Origin of the sequence: Paracidovorax valerianellae, assembly GCF_900102625.1 — a bacterium.
In the GTDB taxonomy this organism is placed as follows: Bacteria; Pseudomonadota; Gammaproteobacteria; order Burkholderiales; family Burkholderiaceae_C; genus Paracidovorax; species Paracidovorax valerianellae.
The window spans coordinates 39,115-62,721 of record NZ_FMZC01000022.1 but is presented as its reverse complement, the minus strand read 5'-3'; the positions used below and the strand labels follow the sequence as shown (position 1 = coordinate 62,721).

The following is a 23,607-nucleotide window of genomic DNA, read 5'->3' as shown; positions in this document are numbered from 1 at the left end:
CACCGTGCACGTCACCTATCGGCCCGTCACGCGGGCGGACCTGGATGCTGCGCGCAGCCCCGTGGGCGTGGCCATCCCGGACCTGGGCCTGCGCGTGCTGAATAGCACGCTGCAGCCCGTGCCCATCGGCGTGCCGGGGGAGCTGTACGTGGCCGGAGAAGGCCTGGCGCGGGGCTACCTTGGGCAGGCGGCCTTGACCGCGCAGCGCTTCATCGCCGCAGAAGGCGGCAAGCGGCTGTACCGCACCGGAGACCGGGTGCGCTGGAGCCCGCAGGGCGAGCTGGAATACCTGGGGCGGATCGACCACCAGGTGAAGATCCGGGGATTCCGAATTGAACTTGGAGAGATCGAGGCGCAGTTGCTCGCGCAGCCCGAAGTGCGGGAAGCGCTGGTGCTGGTGCACGAGCGCGAGAGCGGAGCGAGGTTGGTGGCGTACCTGTCGCCGCAAGGGGGGCGGGCCATTGATACGGCGCAGTTGAGAAAGCGGCTGGGGCAGGGATTGCCGCAGTACATGGTGCCGGCGGCGATGGTGGTGCTGGCGCAGGGGCTGCCGTTGAATGCGAACGGGAAGGTGGACAGGAAGGCGCTGGCGCAACTGGGGATGGGGCAGGGCGCGGAGGGCGAGAACGGGGAAGGACCGGCACAAGGAAACGAAAGCGAAGCGGGGCGGGCCTACGAGGCGCCGCGGGGAGCGCTGGAGCAGGCGCTGGCGCAGATCTGGGCCCAGGTGCTGGGATTGCAGCGCGTGGGGCGCCATGACAACTTCTTCGAGATCGGGGGCGACTCCATCGTTGCACTGAAGCTGCTGGCCCGCATGAACCAGAGCATGGCTGCGGAGCACGCCTTCTCGCTGCAAGACCTGATGCAAAAGCAGACCATCGCGCAATTGCTGTGCGATGCCCCCGCTGCGAGCGCGCCGTTGCTTCCCATCCAGCGCCTCGCGGCAGGGGCGAACGCTTCGGCCATGCCACTGTTCTGCATTGCGCCAGCGCTGCGCAATGTGCTTGATTACCAGCCGCTTGCCGACGCCCTGGGCGCCGACCGCCCGGTGTACGGCCTGTGCTGCACCGAACTTTCGCGCATCGACGCCATCGAGGCGCTGGCCGCCTACCACGTGGAGCTTGTGCGCAGTGTGTATCCGCACGGACCGGTGGCCCTCCTGGGCTGGTCCCTGGGCGCGACCGAGGCGGTGTACATGGCGCGATTGTTCGAACCTGAAGGGCGCGAGGTGGTGTTTCTCGGCATGGTGGACAGCTTCGTGATGCATGGCGGCATCGTCCCTTACGACTGGCGCGAGGAAGCCCGAGCGTTTCTGGCGGACTGGGTGGACGGCCGCGCCATCGACCAGTTGATCGAAGTGCTGGGCACGGCTGACATGGCCTGCATGGAGTCGGTTCACCGCACCACGCAGGCCGCGAACGCCGTGGCCGCGCAATGGGGGATCGGGGCGGGCCAAAGCGATCTGGTGGAAAAGTTCATGGCCTACCGGCGCCTGGATGCCGCGATCCAGGTACTGCCGCCACTTCCAGCGCTGCACGCTGTGCCCCATGTGTGGTGGCGCAAGGACCGGCCGGTGCCGGAAATGCAGGCGTTGGCGCGCCAGCTCGGCGGCCGCCTGCACCAAGGCGCGTCCATCGGCGCCAGTCACCGGCAGATCATCCAGCATGCCGATCTGCTGCAAGGCTGCCGCCAGGCCCTGCGGCAAGCCGGCAAGCCGGCGGTAGCGCGGTAGCTGCCATCTCCCGTGCTGAATGCCAGCGGCCCGCCCTTCGTGCGAAGGGTGGGCCGCGAGCCGGCGTCAGCGCCGGGATTCGTCGAGCGGTCTACCAGCGGTATTTGGCCGTGGCCGTCAGCGTGCGTTCACGCCCCATGTAGCACTCGCGGTGGTAGCAGATGGTGTTGTACTTGCGGTCCAGCAGGTTGGTGGCGTTCAGCCCGAAACGCCACGGCCCCTGGTCGTAGCGCAGCGAGGCATTCAGCAAGGTGAAGCCGCCTTCGGCCGAGGTATTGGCCTCGTCGTTCTGGCGCTCGCCCACGTAATTCACGCCCGCTCCCACGCCGAAGCCGCCGCCGATCGCATAGTCCAGCCACAGCGAAGCCGTCTGCTTGGGCACTGTCGGCGGGATCTTGCCGCGCTCGCTCGTGTCCGCGCTTTCCAGCACCTTCAGATTCAGCACCGTGAACGACGCCGTGGCGCTCAGCCCGCGCGCCAGCTCGGCCTTGGCCTCCAGCTCCAGCCCGCGCGATCGCTGCTTGCCGATCTGACGGGCATCGGACGTGATGCTGTCGTAGGTCACGACGTTGGTCTTTCGCAGGTCGAACACCGCTGCCGTGAACAGGCTCTTGCCTCCTTCCGGCTGGTACTTGATGCCGACTTCCACCTGCTTACCCCGGCTGGGCTTGAACGGATTGTTGTTGGCGTCCACGCCGCTCGTGGGCAGAAACGATTCGGCATAGCTCGCATAGGGCGACCAGCCTCCACCCAGCAGGTAGTTCACCCCGACGCGCCCGCTGAAGGCATCGTCGCTCTGCGTGGTGCGTTGCTGGGCGCTCAACCGGTTGTCGGTGGTGCTCTTGACGTGGTCCTGCCGCCCGCCCAACGTGGCCACCCAGCGGTCTCCGAGGCGGATCTGGTCTTGTGCGTAGAAACCGATCTGGTCGGTCTTCTGGGTGAAGTTGGACAGCGGCGTGGTCGGGGCGGGCACCGCCATGCCGTACACAGGGTTCAGCAAATCCAGGTTGGGGCCCGTGCCCCGGAACCGCAGCGCCGTGCCCTCGATCCGGTTCCAGTCCAGCCCGAAGAGCAATGTGTGTTCCACCGTACCGGTGCGTACCTTGCCTTGTATCTGCGTGTCGATGGAGCCCTGCTTCAGCCCATCGTCCCACGACCGGGTGCTGCGCGAAATGGTGTGCCCGTCCGCCAGCACTGAATCCGCCCACAGCGCGTTGCGCTCCAGGGCGATGTCGGTGTACCGGGCGTTCTGGCGCACCGTCCAGCCGCTGCTCAGCGTGTGCTCGAACTGGTAGCCCAGCGACGACTGGTCCTGCTGGAAGCGGCTGAACGACGGGTCGCCGTACTTCACGTGCCGCAGGTTTCCGTCCGGCCCGAAGAAGTTGGCGTAGTACGGGTCTTCGCCCGATTTGTCCTTGAGAAACTCGCCCAGCAGCGTGAACGACGTGGCCGCACTCGGTTGCCAACGCAGCGAGGGCGCCAGGTACACGTGCGTGCGGTTGATGCGGTCGCCGTTCGGGTAGCGGTCCTGGTCGTTGCTGTCCAGGCCCACGCCCACCAGGCGAAAGCTCAGGTCGCTGCCTTCGCTGAGTGCACCGCCCACGTCGAAAGCCAGCTGCTTGCGGTTGAAGCTGCCGACCTGCACCTCGATCTCGCGCGTGGCGTCGGCACTGGGCGCCTTGCTCACGCGGTTGATGACGCCGCCGGCGTCGCCCTGGCCGAACAGCACCGAAGACGGGCCGCGCAGCACTTCCACCCGCTCCAGCCCGTAAGGCTCCGTCATGCGGTAGACCACGCCGAACTGCGTTTGCGGCAGCCCGTCGCGGTAGCTGCTGGTGTTGCCTGGAAAGCCGCGCAGCGCGATGTATTCCCAGCCGCGGTTGTCCGGCCCGTAAGCCGCCACTGAAACGCCAGGCGTCTGCGCCACGATGTCCATCAGGTCCAGCGAGCCGCGCGCGTCCATTTCGGTGCGCCCGATCACCGATATCGACTGCGGCGTTTCCAGCAGGGCGGTGTCCGTCTTGGTCGCCGTTCGGCTGCGCTGGGCCACATAACCGTTCACCGGGCCTTCGGGCCGTTCGGTGTCCGCGCCGGCCTTCACGACCACGGTAGACAGCGTGCCGCTGGCCGCCTGCCGGCTAGCGCGGCGAATGGCAAAGCCACCGCCCGCGGCGCTGCTGGCTTCCAGCGTGCTGCCGGCGAGGATGGACTGCAGCGCCTGCTCCACCGTCAGCCGGCCCGAAACCGGGCGGGATTCAGTGCCGGCCACCAGGTCGCCGGATGCGAACACCGGCACGCCGGTCTGCCGCGACAACTCGGCCAGTGCGCTGGCCAGCGGTTGCGCCGCTACCTTCACCTCGAAAGCCTGGGGCGCCACGGCGGGCGCTGCCTGGGCCAGCGCTGCCGGGCTTGCGCCGGCAAGAAGGGTTCCGAACGCGGCGGCGAGCGCAGCGCCCAGCAAGGTGTGACGGGGAAAGGCAGGCATGGCGGTGAAACTCCAGGTAAATCGAACGGCAGGTCGGCGGTCATCGCGGTCCGGCCCACGGCCCGCAGGCGGGCGTGGCGTGTGCTTGTGTCCTGGGGACGGCCAAGCGCGCAAAACGGAGACACCCACCGCGCCAATCGCAATCGCCCATTGCCGCCCGCCCGGGTTTCGAGGCGAGCCCGCAGCCTTTCAGCGAGCGCGCAATTCGACGTTGCCGTCCGCCTGGCGATGCACCGTCAGCGGCAGGATGGTGGGCAGCGCGGCCAGCAGGGCGGTCGAATCGCCCGCGCGAAACCGGCTGGACAGGCGCAAGTCGCCCACCTTCGCATCGGCCAGCGTGATCGGCTGAGCGCGGTAGGCATTCACGGTGGCCAGGGCATCGCGCAGCGGCTCGTTCTGGAACACCAGCCAGCCCTCCCGCCACGGCGACAGCGTGGCGGGGTCCACCGCGCGCACAGGCTCCGCCCGGCCTTCCTGGATTTCCAGCAACTGGCCGGGATGCAGGTCGATGGCGTCGCCCGCCTCGCCCTGGGCGGGCAGCGGCTGCACACGCACCTGCCCGCGCTCCACGCCCACGGTGATGGCGCTGCCCCGGTCGCGCACGGTGAAAACGGTGCCGACCACTTCGATGCGTGCGCCGCGGGCGTGCACCACGAAAGGACGGCCTGCGTCGTGGGCCACATCGAAGCGGACTTCTCCGCGCTTCATGTCTACCCTGCGGTGCTGGCGGTATAAAGCCACGTCGACAGCGCTCTGCGGAGACAGGTCCAGCCGGGTGCCGCGGCCCCCGTCCATTCCGTCGGCCAGCGAAACCTTCAGCATCTGCGCCGTGCGCGTGGCGTAGCTGGCCGTAAACGTCGGTTGCTGCCAGTACCACTGCACACCGCGCCCGGCCAGCAGACCGGTGCCCAGCAGCGTCGCCGCCGACAGCAGCAGGCGCCGCCGTGGGCGCCGAGGACTGCTGGGGGCGATGGCCGATGCCACCTCGCCGAAATGCGCACGCAGGTCGTTCGACACGCCGCCCATCGCCTCCCAGCGCAGGCGGGCCTCCTGGGCGGCGGCTTCATGCTCGCCCGAGCGCAGGCGCCACTGCGCCAGCGCAGCACGTGCGTTCTGGGCGGCCGGGTCGGGGGCAACGTCGGCCTGAACGATCAGGGCAATGGCCTGCTCGATCAACCCTTCGCGCGGAGCGCTGGCCAACGACATGTGGGGCTTCAGGAAAAATCTTCGGCCAGCCGGGCCTCGAACCCTGCGCGGCCGGACGGGCTCTGGTGTTCGATCAGGCTGGCGCGCAGTTCAGCGAACACGCGGGAGCAATCGACCGTGGCGCGCACCATGTGCTTTGCGACGGCCATCTCGGTGATGCCCAGGCGCTCGGCGATTTCAGTGCGCGTGTGGCCGTACGCGCGGAACAGCAGAAACACCTCGCGGCGGCGGGGCGGCAATTGTTCGATCACCGCCACCAGGCGCTGCAGCACCTGCCGCTGCGCCGCGAAGTATTCGGTGGAGGGCGCGGCCCCGTGGCCCTCGGCGCGGGCATGCTGGCTGGCCCAGTCCTGCGCGACCTTGCGTTTGCGGTATTCGTCGATGCACAGATTGCGCGCTACCCGAAAGAGCAGCGCGCGCGGCGATTCGATGGGCGCAGGCGCTGGCACAGGCTGTGCGCTGCGCCGGGCTGCGGCGCCGGCACCCACGGCCTGGGCATACACGCGCTCGAAGCTCGATTGCGCGATGTCGGCCGCATGGTGTGGGTCCCTGAGCTCGTAAGTGAGGTGCCGGCGCAAATCCCCATAGTGGGCCACCAGTTCATGGATCAGATCGCGCATGAGGCCGTTTTCCCGCAAGTGCCAATGATCGGACCCCAGGGCTCGCCGCCGCGGCAGCCGCCGGCCCGGTCAATTCACGGGGAGGGCGGCCATGCCAAAAGCAGGGCTCCGGGTTCAATGCGAATAGTTCGCATTTGAATCATAGCATGGGGCGGTGCGCAGCAGCCTCTGCGCTGCGTCGCAATCAGGCCAGCGTGGGCTCCAGCGATCCGCGGGCGCGGGCAGGGCTTGCCGGCGCTGCTGCCAGCAAGGCGTTGCCGATCTCGCCCGTGCGCACCGAGGTGACCGACAGCAGCGTGTCGCTCAGGCCGTGGGAGGCCTCACAGGCGCCTTGCAGGTAAATGGCTGGATGGAAGTCCTGCGACGTTTGCACCCGGTAGTGGCGGTCCACCTGCATGTCGCCCAGGTAGGGCGCCAGCGGCTGCAGCAAATCCCTGTGCTGCGCGCGCGCGTAGCCGGTGGCCAGCACCACGGCGTCATAGCGCACGGTGCTGGCCTGGCCGGTGTCCTGGTCGGCCAGGGTGAGGTGAATGCCGGCCGCATCGGCCCGCGCCGCGTTCACCTCCTGGCGCCTCAGCATGCGAAGCCGCTCGACCCCCGCCACCTTCTGGTCGTAGAAGAGCTTGAAGATCTGCTGGATCAGCTCCATGTCGGCCACCGCGTAGTTGGTGTGCCAGAACTCATCGAGCAACGACGCGCGCTCCGAAGGCGGGCGGCTGTACATGTAATCGGTGAATTCGACGTTGAAGATTTCGTTCACGAACGGGCTGTCGTCGGACGGCCGGATCGAACGGGCCCGCATCACCAGGTCCACCTGCGGCGCGCCGGGGCGGCCCTGCAGGTCCATGAAGATTTCCGCAGCGCTCTGTCCCGCGCCCACCACGGCGATCCGGCGCGCAGCCCCATGCGGCGCAATGCCCTGCAGGTAGCCGCTGGAATGGAAGACGCGCGGGTCGCCCTTGAGCGGCTTGAAGGCTGCCGGAATGTTGGGCGTGCCGCCCACGCCCACCACCAGGTTGCGTGCCAGCCGCTCGGTCACGGTGCCGGTGCGGTTGCGCGAACGCACGCGCAGGTGCGAGACAGGCCCTGCTTGCGCTTCGTGCGGTGCAGCACCGCCGGCGTGCTGTCGCTCGGGCAAGACCTCGAACACGTCTTCGCCGTAGATGCAGTGGTCTTCGAACTGCTCCGCGGCCCAGCCGAGGTAGTCGTTGAACTCGCGCCGGCTCGGGTAGAAGCTCTTGAGGTTGATGAAGTCCGGCAGCCGGCCCTTCTCGTGCAGGTAATTGATGAAGGTGAACCGGCTGGTCGGGTTGCGCAGCGTGGCCAGGTCCTTCAGGAACGAGATCTGCATGTGCGACTGCTCCAGCAGCATGTGCGGGTGCCATGCGAAAGCCGGCTGCTTCTCGATGAACAGTGCGTCCAGGGGGCGGCTGGCGTGGCGCTTTTCCTCCAGTGCGATGGCCAGTGCGACGTTGGACGGGCCGAAGCCGATCCCGATGAGGTCATGAATGGCAGGCATGGGGTGTCAACTCCTGTGGAATGAGTTCGGCTTGTTCGGCCAGCAGCGCAAGGCCCTGGTGCAGGGCTGGGAAAAGGCTTTGCTGGAAGTTGTTCCAGCGCATTTCCAGAATGGTGTCGTCCGGCGCGATCGGCGTGGCAAGCACGTCGAAGATCACGTCGCCCGAGTCGATGCCCGCGTCCACGTAATGGAAGGAGGCACCGGTCATCGTCACCGGCGGCACGGCGACCATGGCGCGCGTGGTCCAGTCGACGACCTTCTCGCCGCGCGCTCCGTGCAGCGCGTCCAGCGTGGCATAGGCCCCGCGGCGCTGGTAGGGCGAATCCACCCGCGTGATGCCGGGATGGATGTTGGCGATGCGCCGCCAGTAAGGGTTGCCCGGCCGCGCGAGGTCGTCCAGGATGACCAGCAGGCCGTCCAGCACCACCACGTCGGCTTGCAGCGCATCGAGCCGCTCGCGCAGCCGGCGTTCGAAGTCCTGCTTGGCGGGCACCCGCTGCGCCGAATCGCGCGGCAACTGCCGGTAGGTGGAGGGCACCGAATGCATCAGGTCCTTGAGCGGCTTGCCCTGCGCGCCCAACCCGTGTGGAAAGATCCATGGCCGTGCGGGGTCGCAGGCGAAGCCATAGGCCTGCAGCGCTGCCTGGTCGCGTGGGGACTGCGGGTCGTCGTCGAACACGATGCCCTCCAGCGAATAGGCGTCGCCCAGCGGCGTCTGGTCCAGGGCTTCGGCCAGGTACTCCAGGGGAGACTTCATATAGCGCTGCTCCCCTTTGTAGGCCACGTGCCGGCCCGCCTGATCGGCGGCGGCATTGCGCAGGGAAAGGATGTAAACGAGTTTTGCCTTGGGCATGTGCGGAGTGAATCCATTCAAGGGTGGATGAACCGATCGGGTGGCGCCAGCGCGTCCGCAGGCCGGGCGCGCGCTAAAAACGGCAATCGACGCGGCCATGGACGCGCCCGTTCTGGGCCCCATGCCGGGAAGACGAATGGCGCGCCCATCTGTTCACCGGCCGGGCCGTCAGACCTGCGGTGCTTCAGCCGCGCGCCGATGCTGGGGTGCAAGCGGGCACGCGCCGCAATGGCTTTCGCCGGGAAGCAGGTAATACAGGCAGCACTGGCGGTGCAGCGTGAGCGGCGCAGTGGCAGCGCTGCGTGGCACCTGCCGCTGCGGGCCGAATAGCGGATTGATCAGCGGCAATCCACCGGGCTGCGGCCAGTGCGGGCGGTGCAGCAGGAAGTCGCGGTCTGCCGCTGCAGGGGTGGCGGAGCCGGCCAGGACCATGGCCTGCTCCAGGATGGGTTCCAGCCGCCGCGCCGCGTTGCCCCACAGGATCTTGGGCGCCACCCGCGTCAGCTCGGTCAGTCGCTCGAAGAGCGGGCCGAGGTGCTGCCAGAGCAGATCGGCATAGCGTTCGGCGGTGCTGGCCCCGTGCATGGGCGAGCCCAACGTGCAGAGGTGAAAGTCCAGCACCGTGCCGTGCCGGTCCAGCCGCACCCAAACGTCCTGCGCCGCGATGGGGAATGGTTGCTGCAACACACTTGCACCCGCCACCACGGGCGGCAGCAGCCGGTCGAGGTAGTGCAGTGTCCACACCGAAGCCACGGCGCGCAAATTGCCCGAGCCCGTGCCCGCGCCCGCGCCGCGATGCTGCGCCTGGCAGTGCAGCAGGTCGCTCAGCCGGTCGGCATCGTCCAGCAGCGCCGCCAGATTCAGCGCGTCGTGTGGCGGCACCGGCGCGCATTGCAGGCCCGTGCCGTGCTCCGCCAGCGCGCCGGGGAACAGGGGTTGCAGCAGCGGGATCACGATGGGCATGAACCTGAGACGCGGCAGGCCCGCAACTGTTCACGGGGCATGCGAAAGCATTAGGTCGCTGCGTGCTTCTTCATGGGCCCAAGCCCGTGCGTGAACATTTGTGGCAGGCCTGCGTCTCGGGGGTGGGTGGCGCGCAAGTGCCGCTATAGGCCTTCTCAGGCTGCGCCCGGCGCGGCCGTGCGCTGGCCGCCGTTTTTCTTCCACTCCAGCCGGGCCGCGGGGCGTCGCACGCCACCGGGGCGGAAAGACCTTTCGCATGACACCACCCAACGGCCCGAATGGCCCCAGCGGCAACGCCGCAGAAATCAGGCGCCTGCTCCAGCCTTTTCTTCCGTGGATCGCCCTGTCCGCCGTCACCGGCATCGGGGCGGGGGCCGCCACCGTCGCGCTGCTGGCCACCATCAACCGCGTGCTCAACACGCCGGGCGGGCTGGCGGGCGGTTTGCTCATGGTCTTCATCTGCCTGTGCCTGGGTGCCCTGGCGGGCCGCGTCGTCTCCGACATGTCCAGCAACTTCGTGGGCCAGCGGCTGGTGGCGCAAGTGCGCAAGGGGCTGGCCCAGAAGATTCTGGCCGCCCCCATCGATGCACTGGAGCGCTATCGCACGCACCGTCTCATGCCCGTGCTCTCGCAGGACGTGGACATGATCAGCGACGTGGTGTTCGCGCTCTCGGCGACGCTCATCGCGGTGGCCATCGCGCTCGGGTGCCTGATCTATCTGGCGGTGCTGTCGCTACCGCTGTTCGGCGTGCTCATCGTGGCGCTGGCCATCGGCGCCACGATCCAGGTGCTGGCGCAGTCGCGCGGCGTGGCGGGCTTCTGGAAGGCGCGCGAATACGAAGAGCAACTGCACAAGGCCTACCGCGGCATCAGCGAAGGTGCCAAGGAACTGCGCATGCACCGCACGCGTCGCGCGCGCATGTTCACCGAGCAGATCGAGCGCGTAGTGGACAGCATCCGCACCGTCAACGGCCGCGCCATCAACACCTACGTGGTCGCCACCGCGTTCGGCTCGGCCCTGTTCTTTTTGCTGATCGCGCTCATCCTCGGGTGGGCTGCCCTGCGTGCGCCCGAGCCGGCCGTGCTCAGCGGCTTCGTGCTGGTGCTTCTGTTCCTCAAAGGCCCCATGGACCAGATCGCCTCGGCGCTGCCCGGCGTGGGCCGTGCGAAGGTGGCGTTCCAGCGCATCGCGGATCTGTCCACCCGCTTCGCCAGCCCCGAGCCGCACCTGCCGCTGCAGGCGCAGCAGCGCGAGGCGCACCTGGGCGATGCCATCGAGTTGCGCGGCGTGCGCTACGCCTTCGATGCGCCGCCGGGTGGCGAGCCCTTCGTGCTCGGCCCCGTCGATCTGCGCCTGCGCAAGGGCGAGCTCGTGTTCGTGGTGGGCGACAACGGCTCCGGCAAGACCACGCTCATCAAGCTGCTGCTGGGCCTGTACGCGCCGCAAAGCGGCACCATCGTGCTGGACGGCGAACCCGTCGTGCCCGAAACGCGGGACGACTACCGGCAGCTTTTCACCACCGTGTTTTCGGACTTCTACCTGTTCGAAGACCTGCTGGGCGAAGCGTCGGTCGGCTCCGCGGGGCAGGCCCAGGCCCAGAAGTACCTGGAGCGCCTGGAGATCGCGCACAAGGTGTCGGTCCAGGACGGCGTCTTCACCACCACCGACCTGTCCACCGGCCAGCGCAAGCGGCTCGCGCTGGTGCATGCCTACCTGGAAGGGCGCCCGGTGCTGGTGTTCGACGAATGGGCGGCCGACCAGGACCCGACCTTTCGCCACCTGTTCTACACCGAACTGCTGCCCGAACTGCGGGCCAAGGGACACTTGCTGGTCGTCATATCCCACGACGACCGCTACTTCCACCTCGCCGACCGCGTGGTGACGATGCGCGCCGGTCAAGTGGTGAATGACGGCGCAGCGCCACAGGCAGGACACGTGGCGCCTGCGGCATGGCCGCAACCCGGTCTGGTGCAGGGCCCGGCAGCGCAGGCACTGCAGACCGCGAAGGAAGAAACCCGGGAAGACTTCGAGCCGGCTTGATGGCCGAGGGCTGACCGCCGTAGGCGGCGGCGGTGGTTTGGCGCGAGGATTGCTGCGGAATGCGATCGAACTTGGCATGCTCAACGCCATAAGCCCTTGCTCCGCATCGCAGCACTTGTCTGTGCGCCATTGGACATGCGTGCGATCGCGTTACCGAACTTAAGTTGTTGCCGATTTCGCGCCCGCCGAACGTTGAGCAAAGGCGAGCCTGTTCGCCAAGAAATGTCCATTTCGTGCGCGCGAAACGAGGGCTGGCATCGACCGCGCCGGCCCCTATTGGCGAGCCTGTACGATGACCGTTATCGGCCATCACCGGATCTTCATAGATGAGCAAAACGGTCTCTGACCAATCTCTGTGCATACGGAAAGCGACGCTCGACGACACTTCGGCCATCAGCGGGTTGATTCTGTCGCTGGCGCACCATTTCCTCTTGCAAGCTGACGGTTCAGGTGCAGAAAGTTTTTTGCGTTCGCTCGGACCTGAAGGCATTGCACGAAACATCGCTGCCCCGGAGCTCGACTACTACGTCGGTTCGGCTGGCGGTCAGCTGATAGGCGTTGTTGCTGTCCGCAATCGGATGCATCTATTCCACCTCTTTGTTGACCAACCGTTCCAGCGAGGGGGCGTCGCAAGGGCGCTTTGGGCACATGTGAAGGAGGTTTATGGATGGCCTTCTGCTTCAGGGCCGACGACTGTCAATTCAACGCCCTTTGCACAGGCTTTCTATGAGCGCATGGGATTTCACGCGGTCGGCGCGCGACTGGAGAAGAACGGCATTGCGTTTGTTCCAATGCAACTCGCTCAAGCATGAGTCGTGCTGGGCGATGAGGGTTAAGCAACGGCCGCTTTGAAGCACTCCGAACGTCCGCAATGGGCCCAAAAACAGAAGTCGGCGGCAGGCCTCTAGCCAGGCAATTCGTTAGCAACCTCGATCAGGTTCTCATCGGGGTCGTAGAAGTAGATCGAGCTCAAACGAGCGTTCGCACCCGTGGCGTTGACCGGGCCTTGCACGATGCTCACTCCCATTTCAGCCAGATGAGCCATCACGTCGTCCAGAGGCGCTGAGGTCAAAAAGCACAGATCGGCCGAGCCTGGCGTCGCGTGCCGCACGTTAGGGTCCACCACAGTACCCACCTCATGCAGATTGATCTTCTGCCTTCCGAAGTGCAGCGAATGCCTGCCGGGCTTGAACTCACGCGCCGCGAAGCCGAGCGCCTGTTCATAAAAGGCGATGGTGCGCGGAGCGCTCGCCACCGTGAGAACGACATGGTCAAGACCGATGATGAGTGGGGGTTTGGACATGGCTTGCGATCAAACAGGGAGCGCTCATTGTCGCCAAGGATTGCGGGCGTTCGCCTCGCCACTTGGCAGTTGAAAATCGACGTGCGGGCGTAATCGTGGAGGGAGTGAGGGCGGCGTAGCAGTTCGGCGAAGGCTAGCGGACACCTGTGGCGTGTTGCGCGAACGCATTCCGGCCCAATTCACCCGCCTTGATGATGTGGGACGCAGCGCTCTCACTATCGATGCCATACAGAATTTCGGAGGTGACGACCTTTGCCCCGCAATAGTCAAAGATCCCATGATCGATCTGGGTGCGCAGCGCCTTGTCATAGCCATGTCGCGCATAGGTCTCGGCCTCGGCAGCGCCGATGCCAATCAGGTGGACGTCAAGCTGCCCTAGCCGTTTCTCAATGGCACCTTCCGGTGTTTCCGAGTAGGCCCATCCGTTTGAAAAAACGCGGTCGATCCACCCCTTGAGCTGGCCTGGAAACGACCACCAGTAGACCGGGTAGACAAGCACCAGCGCATCCGACCTGTCAATGCGCTCTTGCTCGCGCAGAACGTCGGGCTGAGCAGGCGCCTTCAAAAGGAAGGTCGCCCGGTCCGCTGCGTTGAATGCGGCCTGGAACCCTTCTGCTGCGAGGTCCACCAATTCCGTGGTGTGCTGGCCAAGCTCTTCAACGCCCTTCGCAAAGGAGTGTGCTACTGCGTGGGTAAGGGACTGAGCGTCGGGATGACTGATGACGATGAGTGCGTGCATGGGAGATCTTTCGTTCGTTCTTTAAGCTACCATTGGTATGTTATCACCATAAATTACCTTTGGTAAGTTATCTATGCCAACCAACTTGACGGAGCCGGACGCCGGCCGTGAAATCAAGCGACGCCTGCCCAAGGAGGCGCGGCAACGTCAGCTGATGGATGTCGCCTGGTCCATCGTTCGCAGCGAAGGTAGCGATGCGTTGACACTGGGCTATTTGGCGGAGCGCGCTGGCGTGACTAAACCCGTCGTCTACGACCATTTCGGCGCGCGCACCGGACTACTGGGGGCGCTCTACAAGGAGTACGACAGCCGGCAAAACGCACTCTTGGACGAGTCGCTCAAAGCCTGTACGAAGTCACTTTCAGCGGTAGCCGAAGTCATTGCCTCGAGCTATGTCGATTGCGTGATGACGATGGGCACAGAAATGCCTGGAGTGGTCGCGGCGCTCACTGGCGCCCCCGAGCTGGAAGCACTGAAGAAAGAGCACGAAGCCCTGTTCCTGGAGAAGTGTCGCCACGCGCTCGAGCCTTTCGCGAAGAGGCCTTTGAAACTCGTAGCACTGCGCGCAATGCTCGGCACTGCGGAAGCGGTGTCCTTTGCGGCATTGGCAGGGGAGGTGGATCCCGTCGACGCGCAGAACGAGATATATGACGCGATTCAGCGCATCGTGGGTAGGGCTTGATGCGGGATTCGGACTATCTCTGAATCCGCTGGGCCAGTCCGTAGGCGTTTCGGGCCTGCAGCTTGGCAACGGCTCCGTCGCCGCCATCCAGGCCATTCCACCGCGCTTGAACCGGGGCCGCCGATAATCCGGCAGCGCCCCAACTGCCCGGCACGCCACCCCATGAATTCAACCCCATCCCACCCCACGCCCGACGCCAAGACCTTGCAGGAACGCGAGGAGCAGTTGCGGCTGGCCATCGAAGCGGCGGATGTGGGCTTGTGGGATGTGGACGTCGCCACCGGCACGCTGTACTGGCCCGCGATCGTCAAGGCCATGTTCGGCATCTCGGCGCAGGCCGAGGTGACGCTCGACGACTTCGTGGCGTGCCTGCATCCGGACGATGCCCCTGAAGTGCTCCGCGCCTTCGCGGCCGCCCAGGACCCGGAGGTGCGCACGGTCTACGACGTGGAATACCGCGCCATCGGCAAGGAGGACGGCCGGGTGCGCTGGCTGGCTGCCAAGGGGCGGGGCCTGTTCGATGCCTCGGGCCGGTGCGTGCGCGCGATCGGCACGGTCATCGACATCACCGAGCGCAAGCAGGCCGAATCCCTGCAGCAGGAGATTCAACGGCGCCTTCAGGTGCTGGACCGCATCGAGCACGCCACGCGGCCGCTGGTCGATGCCGTCGATGTGATGCAGGTCACGGCGCAACTGCTGGGTGAGCACTTGGGCGCCACGCGTTGCGCGTACGCCGATGTCGAGCCCGACAACGACCGGTTCACCATCCGCAGCGACTGGTCCCTGCCTGGCGTGCCTTCCAGCGCCGGGGTGTATTCGCTCGATCTGTTCGGCCCGCAGGCCACGTCCAACCTGCGCAACGGGCGCCACCTGGTGGTGCACGACGTGGACCGCGAACTGGGCGACGACCAGGGCGGTCGCATGTTCAACGCCATCGGCATCAAGGCCATCGTGTGCGCGGGCCTGGTCAAGGGCGGGAGGCTGGTGGCGATGATGGCCGTGCACCAGTCCACGCCGCGGCGCTGGTCCGACGGCGACCTGCGCGTCATCACCGAGGTCGTGGACCGCAGCTGGGCCCACATCGAGCGCGTGCGCGACGCCGCCATGCTGCGCGAGCAGGACCGCCGAAAGGACGAGTTCCTGGCCACGCTGGCGCACGAGTTGCGCAATCCCATCGCGCCGATGCTGTACGCCATCACGCTGCTCAAGCGCGACACGGACGCGTCGCGCCAGGCCCGCAGGCATGAAGTCATCGAGCGCCAGGCGAACCACCTGGTGCGGCTGGTCGAAGATTTGCTCGATGTGTCCCGCATCAACCGCGGGCTGATCGAATTGAAGCAGGAGGTGACCGACATCGCGCCGCTGCTGGAGCAGGCCGTCGAGGCCGCCACGCCTTGGCTGGAGGCGGCCGGCCACCGGTTCAGCATGCAACTGCCGGGCCAGTCGGCGCCCGTCCACGCCGACCCGGCGCGGCTGGTGCAGGTGGTGACGAATCTGCTGAACAACGCCGCCAAATACACGCCGGACGGCGGCGACATCCGGCTGTCGGCCCGCGTCGATGGGGCGCGCGTCATCGTCGAGCTGGCGGACAACGGCATGGGCATTCCGCCCCAGGACCAGGGCCGGCTCTTTCAACTGTTCACGCAGCTGTCGCACACCGGCCGCAAGGCGCATGGCGGCCTGGGCATCGGCCTGTCGCTGGTGAAGAGCCTGGTCGAAATGCACGCCGGCACGGTGAGCGTGGAAAGCGCCGGCATCGGCCAGGGCAGCACGTTCCGCATCGAATTGCCGCTGGTGGCGGCGGTGGCCGAACCCGAGGCGCCGGGGCAAGCCCCGGCGGCGCCAAGCCACGGCCGCGTGCTGGTCGTCGAAGACAACCCGGACGGCCTGCTCACGCTGGTGGAGTTGATCAAGGTGGAGGGCCACGCCGTGATGGGCGCGCCCGGTGGCCTGGAGGCGCTGCGCATCGCCAGCGAATGGAAGCCCGATCTGGTGCTGCTCGACCTGGGCATGCCGTTGATGGACGGGTACGAGGTGGCGGCGCGGCTGCGCGGCGACCCGGCCACGGCCGGCACACGCATCGTGGCGCTCTCGGGCTGGGGCACCCAGCAAGACCGGGCCAAGACCACCGCGGCGGGTTTCGATGCCCACCTGACCAAGCCGGTAGAGCCGGAAGAATTGTTGAACCGCATCGGTGAATGGATGAGCCCCGAAGCCGTCGCCGGCCGCCGCCACGCGGGACAGGCCGGTTTGCCGCGCTGACCAGGAGAGCAGGCCGGCGCTCGGCCTGGATGGGCGGTGTCGGTGGCGGTGTCGGTGTCGGTGGCGGTGGCGGTGCGTGGGCAGAGACTGCGTCTGTCCGCGATGGCGCGGCCAGGTAGTGCGAAATGCTCACTTATTCATAGCAATACTCCCTAGGGGAATATGCGCTGGAGGCCAATTTGGCTCAAAGCCCCCACTGGTCGCCGGCGCCCGCATACACTGGCCGTCTTCAGCCCCAGCGCTGCCTCCGGGAACCGCCATGCGTCCATCCATGCTTCGTGTTCTGTACTGCATACCAGCGGTGTTTGGCGGGCTAGGGTGGCTGGCCGCAGCACCCGCGCAGGCTCAAAAACCCCCGAATGCGCCGAAGGCCCAGGCCACGGTCTGGACGAACTCCCTCGGCATGCCGTTCGTGCGTGTGCCGGCCGGCAGTTTCCGCATGGGCAGCGACGAGTCCGTTGATGCACTCGCGGCCGCTTACCCACTCATGGAGCGACAGCGCTTCGAACTGTTGTCGGATGAAGCGCCCGTGCACCCGGTGCGCATCCGCCGCGCGTTCTACCTGGGGCAGACCGAGGTCACCGTGGGGCAGTTCCGCCGGTTCATCGAGGCCTCCGGCTACCGCCCCGAATCCGAGGCGGACGGCACCGGCGGCTACGGCTACAACCCCGATTACGACCCTGCCAAGACCGCACGCGGCGATGCCTTCGAGGGGCGCGACCAGCGCTACTCGTGGCGCAACCCCGGCTTCGCGCAGGGCGATGACCACCCGGTGGTCAACATCACCTGGCACGACGCGCATGCGCTGGCCGCATGGCTCAGCAGCACCGAGGGCCACCGCTACCGGCTGCCCACCGAGGCCGAATGGGAATACGCCTGCCGCGCCGGCACGCGCACCCGCTACCCGCAGGGCGACGACCCAGAAGGGCTCGCGCGCCACGCCAACACTTTCGATCAAGACGCTGCGCCGTATTGGCCCCGCTGGGCTGCGCAGGCGGTCAAAGGCCACGATGGCCACGCCTTCACCGCGCCCGTGGCCAGCTACCCGGCCAATGCCTTCGGCCTGCACGACATGGTGGGCAACGCCTGGGAATGGGTGTCGGACTGGCATGGCGACACGGCCTATGCCGAGTCGCAGCGCGACGATCCGCAGGGCCCGGCGCAAGGCAGCGTGCGCGTGCGCCGTGGGGGCTCGTGGCACACGTGGCCGCTGTATGCCCGGTGCTCTTACCGCAACTGGAACGCGCCGGACACGCGCTACACGCTGGTGGGCATGCGGCTGCTGCGCGAGGTCGATGCCGCTGCGCCCGCTGCGGGCACGGCTCGGCACCAAGCTTTGCCACGCGCGGCGCGCTGATCCGCCGGGTCTGCCGCTGCGGCGCAGCAATGGCTGTGCGGCGGATTTGGCCTGAATAGCCGGCCGGAATGCCCCGTTGTCAGTCCGCAGGTTCCTGCACGGATTGAAGAATCGCCAGCAGCGGATCGTTCGGGTCGGGCCGATGGGTTTCGGGCTCCAGCGGGTCCCACTGCGGGTTGTTCCGGTTCAGCCACGCGCCGGTCACGATCTGGCGGGCCAGGGCCCGGCGCTCTTCGGCCATGGCGTTCAAGTCGTCTTCGGTAGCGGGCGATTCCGCTTGCGCATCGGGCGCCGGCTCGGCGTCGCGCAGTTCCTGTTCCACGTTCGCCACGGCCTGCTCGAAATCGCGCAACACGTAGTGCGCCAGCAGGGCGCGTTCATCGAACAGGGGCGGGGCATCGGCCGCGTTGCCGGCGGGTGGTGCGTCGGTTGCCACGGGGTTTTCGGCGAGGGATTCAGTGTTCATGGGGTGCCTTTGCAGGAACGGTCATCGGGGCTCGGAGAGGTGTCGGGCGCGGGCGCGAAAAAAGCAGCGATGCAGCGGCCATCGCGATCGGCCCGGCGCTCAATACCACTGGGGACGGGCGTGGTACTGCTGGTAGCTGTGCTGCATGCCATACGCATTGAAATGCGCCATGTCCTGCTTGAACACCGATGCGGCGTGCGCCAGCGATTGGTAGGTGTGCGCGGCCGCGCGGATGGGGTAGGTCACATGGTTGATCGCGTTCTGCGCCATGTACCCCGCCTGGTACGCGACCGAGTGCGCGGCATGGCTGACCTGATTCACCGCGTGGTCTACCCGGTACAGCGCGTTGTCGATGCGGTGCGCGGCCGACTGCACCGCGTGGTCCACCCGATACATCGCATGGTTGACGCCCTGGTTGACTGCATGGTTCGCGGCATGGGCCATCTGCCCCATCTTGTAGCGCGCCCTGTCCACGCCGTGGGTCACGGCGACACCGGCCAGCAGTGCGCCGCCCAGGCCCACCATGGCCGCCTGGCCGGCTTTGTGAAGCACTGCGTTGCCGTAGTGCGAAGCCTTGTGGGCCAGCCGGCGCGGGTCGAAGCGTTCCATGTTCTTGGCGACCGAATAGGCCGCGCCTCGCACGCCCGCCGAAACGCCGCGTGCCGTTTCCCCGAAGAACCCGCGCGCGCTCTGGGCCGCGTTGGCGTACGCCTGTTGAGAGCGCTGCTGGTGCGCAGTCTGTGCCGTGCGATGGTGTTGCGCCACCGCGCCGTAGCCAAAGCCCGGCCGTGACATCTGATGGGATTCGGCCCGCAAAGCCGAGAAGCCGTTCTTGTGCTGCTTGATCTCTTGCCGCATGCCCTGCGAGAACTGCTGCACCGAATCGCGTGCATGCTGCGCCGCATTGGAGAGCGCCTGCGCCATCGGCGCACGCCCTCGCAAGGCGTTCATCGACCGGGGCGCCATGCCGCCGCTCTGTGCGCCTCCGTCCCGGCCCTGCAGCCCGCTGAACCCGGCAAAGGCTGAGCTCTTGCCGCCGGGTTTAGCCGATTTAGCGGCGGGCGCTTCGGCAAGTGCCGACCCACCCGGGCGCATGGCATGCTGCAATTTATTCAAGCTGGATTTCAATGTCATGGCCCGTTCCCGATGCAAGGTGTCCGCAGGCTCTGAAAAGACCGGCTGCTGACGGAGGATGGTCCCGCCATGGTGCCGCCGGAGTAGTGCGCGGGCAGGCAGTGCCCGAACTGATGGGCCTGGATGCGAAATGCCGAAGGGCACCGGGCGCCCATGCCTATTCGCACTGGATGAGTGGACGGCAAGGCACACCGCTTGCCTGGGGCTTTGCATGTCCGACGAAAACGAAGACCCCATACAGAAAGCGCGCCGGCTTCGGCAAGCTTCGGCTGCGATCAAGCAGTCGCTGCATGACGCGGCCGAGCGCCTGCACCTCGTTCGCGCCGCCGTGGTCGAGCAGCATCAGCCGGAGGTCCCTGGCGAGGCGCCCTGGACGCCAGGGACCCCGCCGGAGCACGACGGTTCTGCCGGCCGTGCTGCCCACACGCCCCAACTGCGCTCGAAGCAGTAGGGCCACTTATCAATGCCGCTCATCCGTGTCGCGAAGAATTGACCACGGAAATGCGGTGTCTGCGTTGCGGCAGCAGGCCCTGACGCATGAACTTGCGCGCGAACTGCAGCCCAGGCATGAGCGCCTGGTGGAGCACGCCCGGTCTGCCAGCGTGACAGTCAACGCATGTAAATCCTGGATTCCCCTGACTGAAAAGTGCAGGAAAGGCGCTGCAAACACTGGCCGAAGCGCGAAAGTTCCCGTAAATTTCGCGGCTTTGTTGTAACGCAGAGTCCGCCATGAAGCCGAGCGCAGCCTTGACCCTCACCGTCGCCACCGCGCTGCCACTGGCTGCCGGTGCGCAAAGCATTACCGTTGCGCCCGCCCTGGCTCCGGCCCCCGGGGTGGCGGCCATCCCCGTGGACAACCCCGTTGCACTCGTTGCCGTCGGCGTGGCATTGCTGGCTGCCGCCTGGTTCGTGCTGCGCAATCGCCAGCACCGGGCGCTGCTCATGGCGCTGTGGGGCGGCGCACTGATGGCGTCGCTGCTGTGGCACAGCCCCGAACTGCGCGCCCAGCTGGTCAACAGCTTCACCAATCCCGCCGGGGAAACCCAGCCCATCGCGGTGAACCAAGTCAACGCCGGGGCCAGCATCACGGGCTTCGTGCCGGTCGATTTCACCAACTCTTCCGGCGTCCCGCTCAAGATCACGGCACTGCAGGAGCCGACCTTGCCGCAGTGTTTTCCGGCAGGGTTCGGTCTTCTCGCCGCCTCCGGCGCGGCACCTGTTTCGCCGCCCGTGTGCGCGGTCGGCAACACCATCGCACCGACCGGCGTCTGCCGCGTCAGCGTCGAGACCATCTGCCGTGCCGAGGCTGCAGCAGCCCCCCAGACCACACTGAGCCTTTCTGCAGCCACGCTGGCCTTCGACGCCGGCGCTTCGGAAGTCTTGACCGTCACCAACACCGGAACGCAGACCGCAGACAACGTGCGGGCCGACATTCCTGCGGGCAGCGGCATCACCCTCACGCCCAGCACATGCGGGTCGATGGCACCCGGCGCCTCCTGCAACCTGACCGTCGAGTCGTCGACCGTCGGTGGCCCGACCGCGGTGCGCATCTATGGCGACAACGCCATGGCATCGACCGTCAATGTGACGGTGAATGCGGCGCCCATCACGGAAGTGGGCGCCTTCGCCCTGCGGGGAACCTGCGGCACGCTGGGACTCCTCGGCCCAGGCTTCACGATGCAAGCCGGACCGACGGTGCCGCTGCCTGTCGGCACGACCGTCACGATCACGGGTTCGGGGGTCCCGAACATCGGTGTGTTCAGCGTCTCTGGTGGCACAGCGAATGTTGCCGTTTTGTCGAACACGTCGCGCCAGATCACGCTCACCTCGGCCTTACCGGCAGGCGCCACCATCGCCTTCAGAACCACCTTGTCGATCAGCGTCGCGTTCCAGTTGAATGCGGTGGCCACGTTGCCTGGGGGATATAGCGGGTCAGGCGCCAAGACGGCGGGGAATGTCTCTTCCACGCTGATCCTGTGCAGCGCTAATTGAAGTAGCGAGTAAAAGGCGCACTTCACTTGTGTGTCAGGCCCACGGTGGCAATGCCATCGTGGGCATTTTTTATGCCAGTCGCTTCGCCCGATGAGCCCCGGTCTGCCTGAGCGTGGTTTGGTATAAGGGGCCACACCCCCTAACGTTCGGACGCTAAATGCGACTTGCAACATTCATAGAAGCGTCCCGCGAGCCCATTCTCAAAGCCGCAGCAGCCTACGCCCGCACGATTCCCGCGCTCTCGAAGACGGACGAATCCGTCTTGCGCGACCATCTGCCCCATCTGCTGGCGGCCATCTCCGCAGATCTGCGCACGGCGCAGAGCCGGTCGGAATCGATCACCAAATCGCTGGGCGACGAGCCCCCAGCCACGGCAGAAACCTCGGCCCAGACCCATGGATTGCTGCGGGCCAAGTTGGGCATCACCATCGAAGAACTGGTGGCCGAGTTCCGTGCGATGCGATCCAGCATCCTGCGCCTTTGGCTGGAAGCGCATCCCGCCGACGTGCACGCCATCGAAGACATCGCGCGCTTCAACGAAGCCATCGATCAGGCCGTGGCCGAATCCGTGCAGTTCTTTGCACAGGAAAGGGAGCGGTGGCGGCAGATCTTTCTCGGCATCCTCGGCCATGACCTGCGCGGGCCGCTGACCGCCATCTCCCTCACCGTCGAGCTGATGCGCGCCCGCGAGTCGGCACCTCCCGCCAACATCGATCTGCTGTCGCGTGGCGTCAAGCGAATGGCATCGCTGCTGGACTCGCTGCTCGAATACAACCGGGCCGGGTTCGCAACGGGCATGGCGCTGCAATGCAAGCGCGTGGACCTCGCGGTCAGCTGCCTGGAAGAAATCGATTTGCTGCGCGTCGCCCACCCCGCTGCGATCATCGAGTTCCATGCCAGGGGCAACACCGAAGCGCAGGCGGATGCCTCTCGCGTGCGGGAAGCGCTGTCCAACCTGGTGTCCAACGCCGTCAAACATGGCCTGCCGCAACAGGAGCCCATCGTCGTGGACGTGACGGGTGACGAGACGGTCGTGCGCATTCAAGTGACCAACGCGGGCGACATTCCGCCGGGGGAAATCGAACTGCTGTTCGAGCCCCTGCGCCAGCGCGAAATACTCTCGCCCAGGGCGGACAGAACGCATCTGGGGCTGGGCCTGTTCATCGTCCGCCAGATTGCCAGGGCGCACCATGGAGATGCAGTCGGCGTGTCGAGCGGCGGAAAAGTCCGGTTCACTGTGGAAATACCCAAGGTGTTTGTGCCAGACAAAGTAGAAGCTTCGGCTTCATCTTTGTTCTCACAGTCGCCGCCTTAGCAACTCGTTGACAGAGACACTCCGCGCAAACGTTTGAAGAGGCCGCTCCCCTCTAACCCCAAGCCTTCTGTTCGAGGTTCTTATCAGTAATCTGTTAGGCGCAACGTTTAGGCGGGATTCCGAGTTCTGGAACGGCTGAGCTAATGTTTTTGAAACCAATAAATACAATTAATTAATTGCTGTTTCAAAATCCACGCCCTGCCATGAAGAATTGGTTCCAAACCCTCGCGCTCTGCGCCCTGCTGGCACCCGCAGTTGCCAGCGCTGCCACGGTGGTCAGTTGCCCTGCTAACACCGACACGGGAGGCGACGGCCTGTCGCGCTCGTTCTACCTGCCCAACTACAGCACCGGCACGCTGGACACCGTCACCGTGAACTATCACGCCACGGTCACTGGCAGCTACAACGTGGCGCTGGAGGCGCGACTGAATGCGTTCAATGGCACGCTGGTGAGCACAGCCAACGCCACCGCCACCGTGACGACGGGCACGGCTGGTGGCACCCCGGTGACGTTCAATTTCGGCAATGCCGCCATCCCCGCCAATTCGACGATCACGTTCAAGCAGACGCTGCTGTCCGGACCAGGTGGCTTGTCCGTCAACACTGGCCAACCACCTTGCACTGGCACCGTGGAGCAGACGAATGGATCGACCCCACCGCTGGATTCGAATCGCCGTGCCACGCTGGCGATCACCGTCACCGGCAATGCCGCAGCGGGCGGCGGCGGCGGCGCGGTTGCCGCGCCAGCGAGCATTCCTACGCTATCCGAGTGGGGCTTGATTTTGATGTCCGCGCTGGTTGCGGCGTTCGGGTTCGTTCACACGCGCCGTCGTCTCCAGGGTTAAGCGGGTCGGTCCTCTGCGCTTTCCCCCTGGGACATCGCCTTGCCCGTGTTGACATATATGGGATAGAAAAAAGATCGCCTCGTAAGAGGCGCA

20 protein-coding genes are annotated in these 23,607 nt (G+C 66.3%); 10 read left to right on the top strand and 10 right to left on the bottom strand.

Annotation, left to right across the window (positions count from 1 at the left end):
• A partial coding sequence (locus tag BLT03_RS22135; RefSeq protein WP_139160488.1) for a thioesterase domain-containing protein occupies positions 1-1,732 on the top strand: 1,732 nt, incomplete at its 5' end.
• Positions 1,733-1,823: 91 nt separating this feature from the next.
• Here BLT03_RS22135 and BLT03_RS22130 read toward each other — a convergent pair.
• The 6 genes from BLT03_RS22130 to fhuF all read right to left on the bottom strand — a co-directional run bounded on the left by BLT03_RS22130 (position 1,824) and on the right by fhuF (position 9,378).
• On the bottom strand, positions 1,824-4,217 hold the full coding sequence (locus tag BLT03_RS22130; RefSeq protein WP_092745935.1) for a TonB-dependent siderophore receptor: 2,394 nt from the start codon (positions 4,215-4,217) through the stop codon (positions 1,824-1,826).
• A gap of 189 nt (positions 4,218-4,406) precedes the next feature.
• On the bottom strand, positions 4,407-5,423 hold the full coding sequence (locus BLT03_RS22125; protein WP_245711513.1) for a FecR family protein: 1,017 nt from the start codon (positions 5,421-5,423) through the stop codon (positions 4,407-4,409).
• A gap of 8 nt (positions 5,424-5,431) precedes the next feature.
• Positions 5,432-6,043 (bottom strand): RNA polymerase sigma factor, encoded by a 612-nt coding sequence (locus BLT03_RS22120; protein ID WP_092745934.1) that lies wholly within the window; start codon positions 6,041-6,043, stop codon positions 5,432-5,434.
• A 184-nt stretch (positions 6,044-6,227) separates the two neighbouring features.
• The gene (locus tag BLT03_RS22115; RefSeq protein ID WP_092745933.1) at positions 6,228-7,562 is read right to left on the bottom strand and encodes a lysine N(6)-hydroxylase/L-ornithine N(5)-oxygenase family protein; all 1,335 of its coding nucleotides are present in this window, start codon (positions 7,560-7,562) and stop codon (positions 6,228-6,230) included.
• On the bottom strand, positions 7,546-8,415 hold the full coding sequence (locus BLT03_RS22110) for a formyl transferase (RefSeq protein ID WP_092745932.1): 870 nt from the start codon (positions 8,413-8,415) through the stop codon (positions 7,546-7,548). Before BLT03_RS22110 ends, BLT03_RS22115 begins: the two co-directional genes overlap by 17 nt.
• A 168-nt stretch (positions 8,416-8,583) precedes the next feature.
• The gene (gene fhuF, locus BLT03_RS22105; RefSeq protein ID WP_245711512.1) at positions 8,584-9,378 is read right to left on the bottom strand and encodes a siderophore-iron reductase FhuF; all 795 of its coding nucleotides are present in this window, start codon (positions 9,376-9,378) and stop codon (positions 8,584-8,586) included.
• A gap of 256 nt (positions 9,379-9,634) precedes the next feature.
• On the opposite strand from fhuF, the gene BLT03_RS22100 reads away from it, so the two are divergent.
• The gene (locus BLT03_RS22100; protein WP_092745931.1) at positions 9,635-11,419 is read left to right on the top strand and encodes a cyclic peptide export ABC transporter; all 1,785 of its coding nucleotides are present in this window, start codon (positions 9,635-9,637) and stop codon (positions 11,417-11,419) included.
• A gap of 326 nt (positions 11,420-11,745) precedes the next feature.
• The gene (locus BLT03_RS22095; protein ID WP_092745930.1) at positions 11,746-12,231 is read left to right on the top strand and encodes a GNAT family N-acetyltransferase; all 486 of its coding nucleotides are present in this window, start codon (positions 11,746-11,748) and stop codon (positions 12,229-12,231) included.
• Positions 12,232-12,323: 92 nt separating this feature from the next.
• Here the strand turns inward: BLT03_RS22095 and BLT03_RS22090 are convergent, their stop codons facing one another.
• A complete protein-coding gene (locus tag BLT03_RS22090) occupies positions 12,324-12,722 on the bottom strand; it encodes a VOC family protein (protein ID WP_092745929.1) in 399 nt (132 codons plus the stop codon).
• A gap of 133 nt (positions 12,723-12,855) precedes the next feature.
• A complete protein-coding gene (locus BLT03_RS22085; protein ID WP_092745928.1) occupies positions 12,856-13,461 on the bottom strand; it encodes an NAD(P)H-dependent oxidoreductase in 606 nt (201 codons plus the stop codon).
• A 73-nt stretch (positions 13,462-13,534) separates the two neighbouring features.
• Here BLT03_RS22085 and BLT03_RS22080 point away from each other — a divergent pair, with 73 nt between their 5' ends.
• From BLT03_RS22080 to BLT03_RS22070, 3 genes are all read left to right on the top strand, one after another.
• Entirely contained in the window at positions 13,535-14,143 is a 609-nt protein-coding gene (locus BLT03_RS22080) for a TetR/AcrR family transcriptional regulator (RefSeq protein ID WP_092745927.1), read from the top strand.
• Positions 14,144-14,305: 162 nt separating this feature from the next.
• On the top strand, positions 14,306-16,405 hold the full coding sequence (locus BLT03_RS22075) for a hybrid sensor histidine kinase/response regulator (protein ID WP_092745926.1): 2,100 nt from the start codon (positions 14,306-14,308) through the stop codon (positions 16,403-16,405).
• Between the two features lie 271 nt (positions 16,406-16,676).
• Positions 16,677-17,762: a formylglycine-generating enzyme family protein gene (locus tag BLT03_RS22070; RefSeq protein ID WP_092745925.1), complete on the top strand. Its 1,086-nt coding sequence runs from the start codon at positions 16,677-16,679 to the stop codon at positions 17,760-17,762.
• A 79-nt stretch (positions 17,763-17,841) separates the two neighbouring features.
• Here the strand turns inward: BLT03_RS22070 and BLT03_RS22065 are convergent, their stop codons facing one another.
• Together BLT03_RS22065 and BLT03_RS22060 are read right to left on the bottom strand one after the other, a co-directional pair.
• Positions 17,842-18,228, bottom strand: coding sequence for a hypothetical protein (locus tag BLT03_RS22065; RefSeq protein WP_092745924.1), 387 nt, complete (start codon positions 18,226-18,228; stop codon positions 17,842-17,844).
• A 99-nt stretch (positions 18,229-18,327) separates the two neighbouring features.
• Entirely contained in the window at positions 18,328-19,362 is a 1,035-nt protein-coding gene (locus tag BLT03_RS22060; protein ID WP_139160487.1) for a hypothetical protein, read from the bottom strand.
• Positions 19,363-19,573: 211 nt separating this feature from the next.
• Between BLT03_RS22060 and BLT03_RS22055 the strand changes: the two genes are divergently transcribed.
• The 4 genes from BLT03_RS22055 to BLT03_RS22040 all read left to right on the top strand — a co-directional run bounded on the left by BLT03_RS22055 (position 19,574) and on the right by BLT03_RS22040 (position 23,514).
• Positions 19,574-19,813, top strand: coding sequence for a hypothetical protein (locus tag BLT03_RS22055; protein ID WP_092745922.1), 240 nt, complete (start codon positions 19,574-19,576; stop codon positions 19,811-19,813).
• Positions 19,814-20,091: 278 nt separating this feature from the next.
• Positions 20,092-21,354 carry a midcut-by-XrtH protein gene (locus BLT03_RS22050; protein ID WP_092745921.1) on the top strand — a complete coding sequence of 421 codons (1,263 nt, stop codon included), beginning with the start codon at positions 20,092-20,094 and terminating at the stop codon, positions 21,352-21,354.
• A gap of 157 nt (positions 21,355-21,511) precedes the next feature.
• Positions 21,512-22,669: a sensor histidine kinase gene (locus BLT03_RS22045; RefSeq protein WP_092745920.1), complete on the top strand. Its 1,158-nt coding sequence runs from the start codon at positions 21,512-21,514 to the stop codon at positions 22,667-22,669.
• 203 nt (positions 22,670-22,872) lie between these two features.
• Complete coding sequence (locus BLT03_RS22040) at positions 22,873-23,514, top strand: IPTL-CTERM sorting domain-containing protein (RefSeq protein WP_092745919.1); 642 nt, start codon at positions 22,873-22,875, stop codon at positions 23,512-23,514.
• Positions 23,515-23,607 lie beyond the last annotated feature (93 nt).

Coding starts and splice junctions, on each gene's coding strand:
- BLT03_RS22095 (WP_092745930.1), top strand. CDS start 11,746: ATGAGCAAAACGGTCTCTGACCAATCTCTGTGCATACGGAAAGCGACG.
- BLT03_RS22045 (WP_092745920.1), top strand. CDS start 21,512: ATGCGACTTGCAACATTCATAGAAGCGTCCCGCGAGCCCATTCTCAAA.
- BLT03_RS22055 (WP_092745922.1), top strand. CDS start 19,574: ATGTCCGACGAAAACGAAGACCCCATACAGAAAGCGCGCCGGCTTCGG.
- BLT03_RS22085 (WP_092745928.1), bottom strand. CDS start 13,461: ATGCACGCACTCATCGTCATCAGTCATCCCGACGCTCAGTCCCTTACC.
- BLT03_RS22050 (WP_092745921.1), top strand. CDS start 20,092: ATGAAGCCGAGCGCAGCCTTGACCCTCACCGTCGCCACCGCGCTGCCA.
- BLT03_RS22100 (WP_092745931.1), top strand. CDS start 9,635: ATGACACCACCCAACGGCCCGAATGGCCCCAGCGGCAACGCCGCAGAA.
- BLT03_RS22130 (WP_092745935.1), bottom strand. CDS start 4,217: ATGCCTGCCTTTCCCCGTCACACCTTGCTGGGCGCTGCGCTCGCCGCC.
- BLT03_RS22040 (WP_092745919.1), top strand. CDS start 22,873: ATGAAGAATTGGTTCCAAACCCTCGCGCTCTGCGCCCTGCTGGCACCC.
- BLT03_RS22090 (WP_092745929.1), bottom strand. CDS start 12,722: ATGTCCAAACCCCCACTCATCATCGGTCTTGACCATGTCGTTCTCACG.
- BLT03_RS22115 (WP_092745933.1), bottom strand. CDS start 7,562: ATGCCTGCCATTCATGACCTCATCGGGATCGGCTTCGGCCCGTCCAAC.
- BLT03_RS22075 (WP_092745926.1), top strand. CDS start 14,306: ATGAATTCAACCCCATCCCACCCCACGCCCGACGCCAAGACCTTGCAG.
- BLT03_RS22125 (WP_245711513.1), bottom strand. CDS start 5,423: ATGTCGTTGGCCAGCGCTCCGCGCGAAGGGTTGATCGAGCAGGCCATT.
- fhuF (WP_245711512.1), bottom strand. CDS start 9,378: ATGCCCATCGTGATCCCGCTGCTGCAACCCCTGTTCCCCGGCGCGCTG.
- BLT03_RS22065 (WP_092745924.1), bottom strand. CDS start 18,228: ATGAACACTGAATCCCTCGCCGAAAACCCCGTGGCAACCGACGCACCA.
- BLT03_RS22070 (WP_092745925.1), top strand. CDS start 16,677: ATGCTTCGTGTTCTGTACTGCATACCAGCGGTGTTTGGCGGGCTAGGG.
- BLT03_RS22060 (WP_139160487.1), bottom strand. CDS start 19,362: ATGACATTGAAATCCAGCTTGAATAAATTGCAGCATGCCATGCGCCCG.
- BLT03_RS22080 (WP_092745927.1), top strand. CDS start 13,535: ATGCCAACCAACTTGACGGAGCCGGACGCCGGCCGTGAAATCAAGCGA.
- BLT03_RS22110 (WP_092745932.1), bottom strand. CDS start 8,415: ATGCCCAAGGCAAAACTCGTTTACATCCTTTCCCTGCGCAATGCCGCC.
- BLT03_RS22120 (WP_092745934.1), bottom strand. CDS start 6,043: ATGCGCGATCTGATCCATGAACTGGTGGCCCACTATGGGGATTTGCGC.